Source organism: Mesorhizobium sp. M2A.F.Ca.ET.046.03.2.1 (genome assembly GCF_003952425.1).
GTDB lineage: Bacteria > Pseudomonadota > Alphaproteobacteria > Rhizobiales > Rhizobiaceae > Mesorhizobium.
The window spans coordinates 553,973-566,661 of sequence record NZ_CP034449.1; the positions used below are offsets into that span (position 1 = coordinate 553,973).

A 12,689-nucleotide genomic window follows, 5' to 3' on the forward strand; every position below is an offset into this window, starting at 1 on the left:
GGATTCTCATCACGGGATCTGACGCGATGGTCGATGCAATTTGACGACGCCGAATGGCAACTTGATCTGCTCGTGATTGTCGGCGATCCAGCGCATCTGATCGGCGCTAAGACGGTCCGAGGAGGACTTGACCTCCACGAAGAGATAATCCTCACCGCGCCAAAGCAACAGGTCGGGCCATCCCAGGTAGTGGTTCCAATAGTTGGCGACCAGATATCGCAGGATCGTCACGATCTTTTCGGGCGGAAGAAGCTCAATTAGCTTGCGAGCCCGATCAACATCCGCGTCGCGGTGCGCCCAAAGATATTGACGCAGCCGCCCGCTTGCTCCGCGCCAATAATCAAAAAGCTCCAGAAGATGACCACGCTGGGCGAATCCATCTGGCTTGAGAAAGAAATCGATATGCTCGTCGATCGCTTCCTTTCGACGCCGTCCGTAAGCTGGTGTTCCGAAATCTTCGGGGAGCTGGATCCAGATCATCTCAGCCGGTATTCCGTTTTCGAACGCTGAGCGCGAACCAAACCCGGCCATCCGATTTCTTTCGTCCGATGGATGTTCAATCAACAGCCACATCATGACGGAAAACAGGGCATGCAATGGCACACTTTCCAACGCCATCGCAGTCCAGCCCTGCAATTCGTATTGCTTGGCCACGAATGCTTCAGGTGAGACAATTTCGCCTTCTAGCACTACCACTGCGCCCCTTTCCGCATTCTCCGCATAGGTCGGGTGAAATGACTGCACCTCAACTTTGTAGCGGGTAAGCACGTCCGCTTGGGAAGGCTCACGCATGTCGTAGAGCGGAGCTGTTTGATGAAGAGTTTTGATTTCTTCGAGAACTTCGCGCTGGATGCGCTGACGCTCTGCTTTCGCCTCTGCCTCTAAGGCTTCGGGGTTCCCCTCTTCCCAATCGCCAAATCTCTCAGTCTCGCGAAAGAAGAGCTCGCGCCAGTAGAATCGCTTGATCTTACTGGACCGGCCATAGATCGCTGCGGCAGGGGCAGGCTGAAGGGGCAGCCCGCGACAGCGATTGCAGACAGCGGACTGAAAGCCGTGAGTGACTGATAGTCGCTTCTGCGACAGGAGCTCGACGCCTTCTTCTAGTTGATGCGCAAGAAAGCGTCGGCCAAAAGCTTCGTCGCATGCGCACATCATGACAGCATCGCAGCCAGCGCAGCGATATTTACGGATCAGCTCGTGTTCGTTGAGGCACGCGATGTTGGCGTGGAGACAGGTGCTGGCTTGGGTCACTGTCTCTTAGCTCCGTTGGGCAGATCAATGTGAATGAGATCGTGCTCTTCTAGTTACCCATGCGTACCCCAAAACAGCCGAAATTGCGTCAGTCGGCCGCTAGACGTCGATAACGAACGTCAACTGCGGACCCATAGGGCATCGATGTGCTGGAGCACAACAGATTTGTGGCCACGCAATCACAAGCTGTTGAAATAGTGCACGGCTGCCGGCCTGACTATCGTATTGCTCGACAACGCGAGGCATAAACGACCCGACAGTCAAATGTGGTCGAGGGCGAAGTGAGCATAGCGACGGAAAGTGTCAGCGAGGCGGAAATCTCGCGAGAAATCGACCAGGATCGCCCCCTCAGCTATTTCGAGACCGAGCTTCCCGACCTTCCGCTTACCCGATTGCAAGATCGTACGTTTGAGATCCTTGCTTACAGCCTGATACAAAAACAGATCGAGGAAGGCTCGACACCCTTCACCCGGGCAACGCTGTTGCGAGATGGGGCGGACCAAGGACGCGATGTGCTTTTGTTGAAGGGCGAAGAAGTCCGAGGTGTCATTCAATGCAAGCGCTACGAAGATGCATTCAACCGTCCGTCCGTCCTTCGCGAGCTTTTACGATTCGCGATGCTTGCAGTTCGAGTTCAAGGCCTGGTCCCTAAAGCGGAGGATTTCAGCTATCAGCTGTGGACAGCTGGAAGCCTAACAGGACCAGCAATCAAGTTCTTTGACGCGCCAAAAACCTACATCAGCGACAACCGCAGCCAGCTGCTCCAAATGGCTGCAAATGCGCGAAAGGGCGTCGCTGCGCTCGTTACCAGCAACTCGAAAGAGGCCGACGCTGAGAACGAAGCAGCGGTCGCCTTGATTTCGCAATTTGCATTTGAAGCTGTCGGCCCTGTCGATATCAAGTCGCGACTTGCCGACAACGAACAAATTCGGCGACGGTTTTTCCGTGGACCTGGCGATGCAAAAAGCCATGCCGTTGCAGGCGATATTGCTCGGCTTCTCAAAATGGCGCGGCAAGCGTTCCCGAGTGGTTTAGTAAACGCAAATCTGTATGTCGCTAGATCAGCTCTAACCGCGGAGTTCGAACGGTTCATGGCATCGCCGGCGCGTCTGTTTGCTGTCGTCGGCACATCAGGTCAGGGAAAATCGAGTTGGGCTCGCTGGGTTCGCGATAATCCCCCCTAGCGACGACGGTAGACATTGTGCGGGGCGAGGACATCAGGGACGGTCATCTGCATATTGTAGATACAATCGCTCATATGCTCGAAAGTCGCCAACTTGGCCAACTAAGCGGCGTCCCACTTAAGCAGGGGATCTTCGATTGGATCAATGATTCAAGCCGACTTCTCATAATCGATGGCTTGGATCGCTCGCCGTCGCGGCGGCTGGACGACTGGTTAACGCACAGCTTCGCTATTGCAACGGGTGGTTCGACGCGCTTTGTGATCACGTCGCGTCAACTCACTTGGTCTATGATCTCTCCGGATATCACGGTGGACCCATCGCTGGTCCATATTCCCAAGTCCCAGTCTAACATCCGCTTTCCAGCGCTAGAGCTTGGCCCGCTCGACGAGCAGGAAATTGCTGCGACGTATCTAGCGTATGGACTACCGGCGCCTGCTCCTGGGGCGCGATCGTTCCGTACACCAGGCCTAATTGCCATGGAAGCCGGCGTGCGCCAGGGCAACAAGCATCTCGTCGGTACGCGGTTGGCGGTCCTGTTGGAGAGTTTGGACGAGCTTCAACGAGGGCTTTACCGCCAAAACAAGGTTGGCACGCAGCAGTTCAAACTTCTGACAGACAAGCTTGGCGATCTCCTCGTCGACAATGGCATGGGCCGTATCGATGCTCCCGTCTTTCGTGCTGGCTCTCCAGAGCTGGTCCCTGCCCTAGACGCCGCAATCGACTCAGGTTTTGCGTCAGAGGAAGACGAAACGATTCGTGTTGAACCCGACGACCTTATTGAGTTCCTCATGGCACGCCGGCTCAACCCCGCGGGTGCCCGAAAATTGGTGGACCAAATCAGCTCTGATCTTGCGATCGGAGCTGCAGCCCTATCGGCCGCGCGCCTTGAGGCATCTGGTGCAAATGAGGTGAGAGGCGCAATCCATGCGCTGCGTGATGGTGCGGATTTCAGGAGCGCGTCTCTGGCTGCAGCAGCGCGTGCGGTCACCGAGCTCAAGAGCCCCGATCTTGCTCGTGAGCTAGCTAGCGCGCTGCTCGACGATTGGGATGGCTTGAATTTCTTGCTCTCCCTTTCGCCGCTCGTACCTATGCTCGACGAAATCGCCCTTCCCCCGCTCGAACGCCTAAAATTGGCGATGAGGCTGGCCCCTAGCGAAGACGTTTCCGACTGGCGCGGAAAATACTTCTACGACGATGACTTGGTCCAGTCGCGACGGATCACAGGTTTTGGTCATGCCGCGGCTCGCGCCATTGCCGCAGACCCCAGGGCAGCGCTTAACTACCTGATCCAGCTGTTCGATGACGCGACTCTCACCGATTCCCCGATCGACGACTACGAATCCGTGGAATCAGGCCTTCTTTATCTCGCTATCTCTGGAGCACCGGATGACGCTGCAGCCATTGGCTGGCGCCGCCGCGATAGTTCTGACTGGCTTTTAGACCGTGTTGCCAGTGTCGAGCCGGACTCAATGGCACGCCTCCTTGGTTCGATCACCAATTCATCAGCTGATCGAACAGACGCGGCCGAGCGACTTTGGTCACTAGTCAAGCAGGTGCCACGGCCTACTCGCAACGACGAGGCCTTTGGGCGCAGTCTGGCCTCGTCGGCGGATAACCTCCTTCATCAACTCGACGATGAGCCGACGATCGTGCGCATGCTCATCACAAAGCTCTTGGCGACATCCGACCCCGACTGCGAGAATCGGCTCTCAGCGCTTTGGGAGCATGTCGACGACGAAGCCTTCTGGCATGGGCTAAGGGTATTGCCCCGCCAAAAGATCTCTCTTCTGAGGCAACGCTTCAGCCCTGCCGAGCTCAGCCGCTCATCGTCTAACTTGCTTGAGATGATGCCTGCTGGTCTTTTTGAGATCGACGAATGGAGTGACGTGACAGAGGTGCTCCGCGACGCGGCTTCATCTGGACTCGGGGTCTCTGCTTCACTTGCCCTTGAGACGCTCCTCTATAGAGGTGCGGCTTTAGGTATGCTTCAACCGCTGATGCCGTTGGCGCGTGAATTCGCCAGTTCCAAACAGGCAAATGCACGTCGACCCATTATTTATTTTGCTGGTGGTTCCACGCTGGTCAACGTAAAGCCCGAAAGCCATTCTGCTCGCGATGAGTTGCTCGGCATTTTGGTCGAGCATGAAGATGGCGAGAACCTCAGCCCGCTGATATGGAAGCTGGCGCAAAGTGCGCCGATCTTCCCCTCCGCCATGATGCGCCTGACGCATTTGTGCAATAGCTACGGCGTCGAAAGGATCGATCGATTCTTAGTCAAGTTCCAGATACCTGAACGCGCCGGATTCGCGGCCCTTCGTTCTCAGCTCCTGAGGATACCTGAAGCCAAGAGGCCACAACTAACTTCGCTCGAATGATGTGCTGCATGCGCCGCGGATGCCGCTGGCAGTGGCTGGGATGATTGTAACACTCCAACACAGTCGGTCGTGAAGGCAGTCCTGACCACTGGAGCGGCTAATGCCGCAGCCGGCGTTGATGGATCTCGCAGGCTGGCCTGCCCATAGCGCCACAATCCCGGATATCGGCCTGCATGCCTCGGACGGCTCTTTTTGCTTCGGGCATCTTAACTGGCGGACGGTACGGAGAGGACCGATGGGCCTTAAGTACTCAATCCATGCTAGACAATGCTGCTTCTTAGTGTGAGCGGAATGTTGCTTTCCAATGACAGACCAAGCTACGCTCGCTCTATTCGGCGGATTCGTCGGCCTTTTGGGGTGGAGGGGTGATTGGTTAAACTTCGTATGGCCGGCAAGAATTTGCCGGCAGTTTTGAGGGATGTCGTTGACTACAGAAAATCAGGCTTGAGCCTGAATCACGTCGTAGGCTGCCCCCTGGACTGCGGTTATTGCGTGCGACATTTGTTCGATAATTACGACATGAAGAAACCGCACCTTGTCATGTCAGACCACGATGCGGTCGAAACATTGGTGGCCCACTGGGCTTTTCGAGCAGACACTACGCCGGTTCAGATCTTCAACAGAGCGACCGACCCCTTTCTGACTGGGGTCAAAGATCACCTCTTTGCTTGCCTCGAGGCGTTAGATGCCAGGGGCCTGTCCAACCCTGTGCTGGTAATCACACGCTGGCATATCGCACCAGACGATGTCGCTCGACTTGAACGTCTATCCAACCTGCGTGTGACTGTCCTGATCACTTGGTCCGGCATTGATGACCAACGCATAGAACCCGTCGACAGCGCAATCGCTGAGCGGTCGTTAGCCACCCTTGCCAACCATAAGACGCGAACTAAGTCGGTCCTCTATTGGAGACCATTGATAGCGGGAATAAACGACACCGATCGGCATCTGCGCCGCGCAAGTGAGTTAGCCGAAATGGCAGATGCCACCGCCTTTACCGGCCTTTTCTATAGAGAGCAGATAAGAGCCCACTTTGAGGCCGCAGGCGTGCCCGAAATGTATGACACCATTGCACGCCGCAAGATCTTACCGCGAGAATTGGAGCTGAAGTTGATCGCCGCCTTCGGAGTGCGGCCCTTGTTCCGAAAGACTTCATGTGCAGTCGCATTCGCCCATGGCACCGCGGACTACAATGGCCATTTTGGCATTCGAGAAGTTTGCGACATTTGTCCGGCCAGCCAATTGGCGGTGTGCGCGCGGCATCATGTGAGACCAGACCCCGAAACTGTCGCAGCCCTTGCGGCATCAGTCGGTTTGGACACCTCCGATATTCGCATCAGCGAACGTAACATCGAAGTTCTCGGTAGCCAGGAGCAGCAGCGGTACTTTATGCAGCATGCACTGAATTATCAGGTGCATGATCGAGCGCAGCCGCACCACCACGGCAGACACGGCAGAGCAGAAGTCGGATGGGAATAGAGCACGAGACTTTTTTCGTCATAGACGTCGAAGGGAGCGGAGCCAATCCACCTGAAATCGTTGAGCTTGCCATCACCCCAATCAACGACCTCAAAATCGGAGCGCGGCGGTGGGAGTGGCGCGTGCAACCAAACGGACCAATAGCCGCCGCTGCAACGCGAATCCACGGTATCACGCTAGACGACGTTGCTGAGGCGCCTTCGATTGACGACATCGCAGGCGAGATAATGACTTGGACGGATGGACAGAGAGTCGTTGGCCACAATGTGCGCGTCGAGCTCGAAATCATTTCCAGGTCGATCCCCGACTGGAGGCCTTCGATGGCAATTGACACGCTTCGGTTGGCGAAGGCCACTCGTCCGGGGATGCGGTCCTATGGGCTCGAGAATCTCAGTCAGGCTTTGCACATTTCAGAAGAAGCGGAACGACTTACCGGAGGACACCATCACTCGGCGGCCTTCGATACAGTAGTCACCGCGCTTCTATTCATCGAACTCGTCTCAAGCATTCCTGCCGCCTCAAGAATGGCCGCTTTGATGGATGCCGATATCCTCAACAATCGCCAAGGGGTGCTGTTGTGAAGAAGCCTCCCTTCATGATCGGAATCGCTGGAACACATTCAACCGGCAAATCTACCTTTGTCGCCAAAGCAGCCCAAACACTTGAAGGTCGCGGCTTCAGCGTAGGCCAGATCGGTGATCTCGCCACCAAGGCACGCGAAGCGGGTTTTCCTATCCTCACTGATCACACGTACGAAAGCACCTTGTGGATCATCGCCGAAGGGATGCGGCAGGAGGCCGAGGCGTTGCTTACCAACGACGTCGTTCTGGTCGATCGTCCCGTTCCGGACGCCTTGGGATACCTCAAGGCGGCGCTGGAGGTTTCATCGCGCGAGATCAGTGGGGAACGACTGTCAGAATTGCAGACAATCGTCGCTGCCCGTGCCACACGCTACGATATGCTCATAATCACCGAGTTGGACCATGCCATTCCACTCGGCCCAGAGCGTGACACAAACGAGACCTTTCGAGTAGCGGCAGGCCACCATGTGACGGCTGTGATCGAAAAGGTCCGGCCTCAGGCCATTCGCATGACGTCAAAGAATCCCGACGAAGTCGCCGCTGCAGCCGTCGAAGAGGTTGTTCGCCATTTCAGCAAAGGAGGCTCTTGATGTCCTTGTTGGAAGTTCGAACTACCATCAACACGATGATCAATTCCGCCGCCAGCGGCACGGATATCGGCACCAAGGCTTTGATCGACGCCTTGCGAAAAGATCATGCCGCCGTCATTTCGGCCGCGCGGTCAGAACTCGAAACCATCGCGTTGACCAAGATTGTTAACGAAGTTGCCCGTCGCCGCGTCCGAGAGGTGCCAGGTCAGGGCGAGCTTTTCGGTGCTTATTCCGGCATTTGGCAAACCATTGCCGTCAAAAACCGCGGCCCGGACGGCAAACTGCGCTATGACCGTAAGGCGATAAATGACGCTACGCCCGAAGAGGTTGAAGCCTGGCTGCAAGAACACACACAAGCGCGCCGCAGTCAGCCGGAGAAATTTGCCGGTATGCGTCGTATGCTAGACGATGCAAGGAACGTCGGTGGGGCCAAAGGCGCCACCATCGGCAGCCTCCTAGCGGAGAAGCGCCGCCGAGAGTTGGCTGCGGATTAGCGCATCACAGCCGTGAGCTCAGTTGCGCCCAGACATTGATCCGGCTGAACTCTTGGGGGCCTCCGGCGTAGCCGGACCCGTGTTGGAAAATAGAATGTTGGCCGGGCGATAGTCGCTTACGAGAGCGTGCCGTTTATCGACCGAAGAGTGGACAAGCAGGTTTTCAGGTAACCGCCTTGGTTCTGCCTGCGGCAGGTACCAGCCCAAGATTGAGCACCGCTTCCATTCTCGCCATCTCACACATTTTGGAAGCAGCTCCAAAACCCACCACGCCCATGTAAGCGAATTGTGCAGTTCGGCTGTTGCATCTTGCGCCACATAAAACTTCCTTCCGTCAGGCAGTGGCTTGCCGTTCACCAGACACTCATACATGACGGTGTCTGTAAGGAGACCCTGGCCGATAGCCTCTTCGATGAGCCACGCTAGCGGAAATTTCGAAAGTCCGCTCTCTTCCTCGGGGTACCCACCGCCAACATCAGAATGCACACCTGCAAACCCCATCTCTACGACGTCCTGTGCGATTTTGGATGGTGGATTCGCGAAGGGCAGCGGTTCATAAATTTGGTCTGGTTCCCATTTGTTAAGGCGAAACATACGACGACGTTCGTCAATCGCCACGGCGTGGCGAAAACAGCGAACGCTTGGATTTTTGCGCGTGTACGGCAAAGTACGTAGGCTTGGCAGATAGAGCCGATCCGGACGCGGCACGATCATCGACGCCACAGTATCCCAAACACCCAAGAAATGGATCGTGGCGTGCCGCGCACCCATGACGCGGCCAAAGTCCCAGGCGATCTTCAGTTTGTTGTCCTGGCTTGCTCGTTTGTAGGCCGTCAATGCGTAGCTGACCACATTTAGCTGCGCCGGCCGGAGCAAACCAACCATGTGGATCATGCCCGCGACCGCCCGCACCGTGTAGGAACCGCGACTGAAGCCGAATAAAAATATCCTGTCGCCTTCTTGATAGTGCTCACAGACGAAGCGGTACGCATCTGCGATGTTGTCATCCAGTCCGTAGCCCGTCGCCAGCCCGAAAATCGCCTTGGCGTCCTGAAAGACCCGTCCCCATTCACTGCTTAGTCCGATCGTGCCGACACCGGCATTATAGTAGACAATCTGTTGCTCGTTTTTGACGGCTATCCGAAACAGCTTCAGCACATTGGAGAGGTCACCCTCGACCTGGTTCCCCGTGCCATCACAGAGAACAACGATGTTCTTACCCATCCGCTTCCGATCCGCCGCCATTGTTTGAATACCAGGATAGAGCGCAATGGCTCGATACGAGGCCGGGTGCCTTTTGCCGCCGTGTCACGCGACATGTCCCCTACTGGAAGAGGACATCGATATAGCCCGTCGCCTTTCTGATCCGCTCAAAATCGGTACGAAGCGGCTGAGCCTGGTTTAGCCAGTCGGCCTCATAGGCAGCAAAGTCGGCTGGATCTTTGGGTTTGAAATCCTTCAAGAAAGGTTTGTAGATCCTCGGGTCGCGGATGCGCCGCGCAATTTCAGTCATTAGCAACGCTCGGGGTATGGTGGGGTACTTGCCACGCTCTGTGGAGACAACAGCTGTCGCCTTGGCTTGTTCACCGTTTTTCGGCAGTGGCAGTATCGCTTCTAGAATGTCGACAGCCTCGGTCTTCTTTTTATTACCCATGTCCCACGGCGTTGCATTCTCGCTGCCGTGATGGCCGATTTTCAGGAAATCCACTGGCTTGCCCAGGATTTCCTTGCGCTTGTTCCACATCACGTTCCAGGAACCATTCATCTTGCCCAGTTTGAAATCGCTGCTCCATTCAGCGTCGCCCACGAACAACAAGCGCTTGTCGCTCCATTCGATCAAAAGAACGACGCTCGAATTGTTCTTAAGTTTGCCGTCTAGCTCGGCAAAGGCGAGTCCGTTTGACTGCATACGCGCGCGAAGTGAGCGAAAGGACGCCGGACTGATGTTGCCCGGCAAAGGCGCATCCGCTGACGTGAAGGCTACCTCTTTGAGTTGGCCATCCTCGGCGTCGTCGTCGGCTGCGTCAAACGCGGTCGGACCAATTACCCCCCGCAGGGCGTTCTCAGCGGTCTTGCCAAGATAGAAGCCATCGAAATCAGACTCCGGACCGATCACATTGATCGTTGCGTTGTGCAATTTGATGTCGTGCGTGAGATTTGTTTCACCGGCACTGACGTAGGTGGGCTCAGCTCCCTTGAGCAGCGTGCTGCGCAACGTTTCCATCGCGCCCTTATTGTTGATCTGAAATACCGATAGCAGTTCGGCGACGCGCGGGCTTAGATCTTTGCCAAGAGCTTCCAGGCTCTGCATCGCCTTCTGCGCAACAGCTCTGACTTTGCGCGTCTTGCCCGCCTGAGGGTGTTTTGGGTTCATGACGCAGTTCATCCAAACGGCGCCTACTTTGACATCTTCGAAAATCTTGGGGTCGAATCCCGCAATGTGATCCTTATGCTCGTGGGTCACGACGACCAGATCGAGACGCTTCTTGCTACCTTCGGTTGGAAGTTCACTCTTCAGTTGCTCAATCGCTTTGGTAAGCAGCCCCCCGTCGCTCCAGGTACCGCAATCGATCAGCATATGAAAAGCTTTCTCATTCGCATCAGTCTCGCCTGGGATGCGCACGTAAATGCAATCGCCTAGGCCAACGTCATAGAGACGGATTAGGAGCTCATTTGCCATCTCAGGGCTCCAAGGTTTGGATCATCGTCATCAATGTGAAAATGGGGAGAAAGCTCGAAACGGATCGATCCCTCGACCTCCCGCGCGATCAACGGTGGCGTAAGCTCGCCAACAAGACCTTCAGGTCCGCCTAGCTCCTGCCCGACCATCCCCTCTTCAATTCTGCGAGTCAGCGCATCGAGATACGATCCTCTGCGCTTAATTCCCGCATCCAGTTCGGCTAACGCGTCTTCATCAGTTTTAAAGAGCTTCTTACGCTTTGCCCGCCTTTCCATCGCGACAAGCGAGGGGGTGGAAGGCTCACTCCCAGGCTTGCGCGTCCAGTAAAGTAAGCTGCCGTTCACATCGAAAACCATTGTCCCGCCGCACAGCAGGCTGGTTGTCTTGCCGCTAAAAGCACCGAAACGAGTTCCATCGAGGATGAGTTCTTCACGCCATAGATATTGAAGAATGATCTGCTTGGGCTGGAAAAGCCCCATGCCGACCATTTTTCGCGCGGAAAAGACCTCATCCACGATGATGTCGACATGATCAGGGATGAAAAGCTTGTCTCGATTGTCATCAAGGTACCGGTACGCCTCGGCTCTCGAGCTGCCTATAAGTTCGGGATCATGAGCAATCGCTCCTGGCATACGGTCGTACAAAGGAGCAGGCTCGAGCAGAGCCTTGCCTTCGTCACAGCTGATGATCTCTCGCGCGACAAATATGTCGGCAATCATCTTGCGGTAACCGTGCGGGTCGGTCGGATCGGCGATCGCAAGGTTGCGCAACACAGCGCGGGCGTAGTCATTGAACGTCACCTCAACCGGCGGCAACAGATCGAGCGCTTGAATGGCAATCACCTGCATGCGAGCCGAAGCGTATTGAAGCGATTGAGCCGGGGTAAGCGTATCTCCGCTGGTTTTTTCGCGCTTCAGATACTGCTCGGTTAGCGCCACGAAGATGTCGAACATCGAAGCCGTCATCACTTGCGATAGCTCATGCGGCTCAATTTGATCCTTGTAGTCGCTCATTCTGCTCGGATTTGCGGCGCTACGCAGGTAGGGCTGTCCATTGACAGCTTGGCCAAACTGAGCCGCAACGGCTCCAATGAGCTGCTGGCCGGTCTTTGTCTTCAGATCGCCTTTCGTTCGGACAGCCAGCTCCCGCCGAAAGGAGTTGTTCCGCAGGGTCATCAAGATTGCAGTCAAGTCGCCAAGAAATTCGTGGAAGGCGCCTGTTTGCGGTGAAACCGCCTCCAAATAGTAGGGCCTGATGCCGTCCAAGACGGCATGACCGAATTCATGATTAACGATATCGCTTGAAAGGCAGGTGTGAATCCGCTGCCCCTCCTCGTCATCGAAATAATAGAATTGGAGCGACTTGCTCTCGCGGTCATAGTAGGCGTTTGCGGCATAACCGGCATTTGGCGTCACCAGCAGCCGGTTGCCTTCAAAGGCCCAAGAAATACGCCGGCCAAGCCCACTTGGGCTCTCGAAGAAGTCGAGCGTGCTTTGCAAGATTGCCCAGGTGCTGACCTGTCGAAAATGGACCGTGTCCTTCAGCGACTTGTCGATCTTCCGCCCCTTTGGATCGAGAAAGGCTTTCTCATCGCGGCTCCATTCGGCCGGCTTTTCCAACTTGTTTGCCGTGCTGTCGTAATCGACAATTGCAAACCTGGCGCTTGTCGGCCCATCACCGATGCGGGGCTCCCAAGGCACATAGAAATCGCTGTCGATTTCAAGCCCCGGATTTTCTTTCGCAACAAGTGGATCCTTATAGTAGGTATCTATAGGGATTTTGAGCCCCAGCTTCCTTTGGGTCGCGCCGTCCAAGAACCGCCGCGACGCATAAACATCTCTCATTTCGGCAGCAGTGAGCTGTGCCTTGAGCACTTCTTTCTTCTGGCTGATTTCGCTTTGTTTGGCCAATCCACACCCCCTGCAGACGACGGCCGAATTGAGCGGCCGCAAACCCAAATGAAGCTTTCTGATTCCGACACTTCGCGAGAAGCGTCGCAGACCTAGGCCGGCACGAACCGGGAACCTAGTCAGATGGCGTCAAATTCGCCGGAAA

The 12,689-nt window shown here is 55.7% G+C and carries 10 protein-coding genes; 6 read left to right on the forward strand and 4 right to left on the reverse strand.

What is annotated here, in order from left to right; genetic code table 11:
* Window positions 1-9: 9 nt before the first annotated feature.
* Window positions 10-1,251, reverse strand: a complete 1,242-nt coding sequence (locus EJ072_RS02820) for a VRR-NUC domain-containing protein (RefSeq protein ID WP_126078476.1) — start codon at window positions 1,249-1,251, stop codon at window positions 10-12.
* 281 nt (window positions 1,252-1,532) lie between these two features.
* Here EJ072_RS02820 and EJ072_RS02825 point away from each other — a divergent pair, with 281 nt between their 5' ends.
* The 6 genes from EJ072_RS02825 to EJ072_RS02850 all read left to right on the forward strand — a co-directional run bounded on the left by EJ072_RS02825 (window position 1,533) and on the right by EJ072_RS02850 (window position 7,954).
* Entirely contained in the window at window positions 1,533-2,435 is a 903-nt protein-coding gene (locus tag EJ072_RS02825; RefSeq protein WP_189343197.1) for a restriction endonuclease, read from the forward strand.
* A gap of 74 nt (window positions 2,436-2,509) precedes the next feature.
* Window positions 2,510-4,810 (forward strand): hypothetical protein, encoded by a 2,301-nt coding sequence (locus tag EJ072_RS02830; RefSeq protein ID WP_126078478.1) that lies wholly within the window; start codon window positions 2,510-2,512, stop codon window positions 4,808-4,810.
* 384 nt (window positions 4,811-5,194) lie between these two features.
* Window positions 5,195-6,289: a radical SAM protein gene (locus EJ072_RS02835; RefSeq protein ID WP_126078479.1), complete on the forward strand. Its 1,095-nt coding sequence runs from the start codon at window positions 5,195-5,197 to the stop codon at window positions 6,287-6,289.
* Window positions 6,280-6,870 carry a 3'-5' exonuclease gene (locus EJ072_RS02840; protein WP_126078480.1) on the forward strand — a complete coding sequence of 197 codons (591 nt, stop codon included), beginning with the start codon at window positions 6,280-6,282 and terminating at the stop codon, window positions 6,868-6,870. Before EJ072_RS02835 ends, EJ072_RS02840 begins: the two co-directional genes overlap by 10 nt.
* Window positions 6,871-6,884: 14 nt before the next feature.
* A complete protein-coding gene (locus EJ072_RS02845) occupies window positions 6,885-7,460 on the forward strand; it encodes an AAA family ATPase (protein ID WP_126078481.1) in 576 nt (191 codons plus the stop codon).
* Window positions 7,460-7,954, forward strand: a complete 495-nt coding sequence (locus EJ072_RS02850) for a hypothetical protein (RefSeq protein ID WP_126078482.1) — start codon at window positions 7,460-7,462, stop codon at window positions 7,952-7,954. Before EJ072_RS02845 ends, EJ072_RS02850 begins: the two co-directional genes overlap by 1 nt.
* An 18-nt stretch (window positions 7,955-7,972) precedes the next feature.
* On the opposite strand, the gene EJ072_RS02855 is transcribed toward EJ072_RS02850, so the two are convergent.
* The 3 genes from EJ072_RS02855 to EJ072_RS02865 all read right to left on the reverse strand — a co-directional run bounded on the left by EJ072_RS02855 (window position 7,973) and on the right by EJ072_RS02865 (window position 12,544).
* Window positions 7,973-9,178, reverse strand: a complete 1,206-nt coding sequence (locus EJ072_RS02855) for a DUF2235 domain-containing protein (RefSeq protein ID WP_126078483.1) — start codon at window positions 9,176-9,178, stop codon at window positions 7,973-7,975.
* Window positions 9,179-9,278: 100 nt separating this feature from the next.
* Window positions 9,279-10,634: an MBL fold metallo-hydrolase gene (locus EJ072_RS02860; protein ID WP_126078484.1), complete on the reverse strand. Its 1,356-nt coding sequence runs from the start codon at window positions 10,632-10,634 to the stop codon at window positions 9,279-9,281.
* On the reverse strand, window positions 10,616-12,544 hold the full coding sequence (locus tag EJ072_RS02865) for a serine protease (protein WP_245467166.1): 1,929 nt from the start codon (window positions 12,542-12,544) through the stop codon (window positions 10,616-10,618). The genes EJ072_RS02860 and EJ072_RS02865 overlap by 19 nt, the downstream gene beginning before the upstream one ends.
* Window positions 12,545-12,689: the final 145 nt, after the last annotated feature.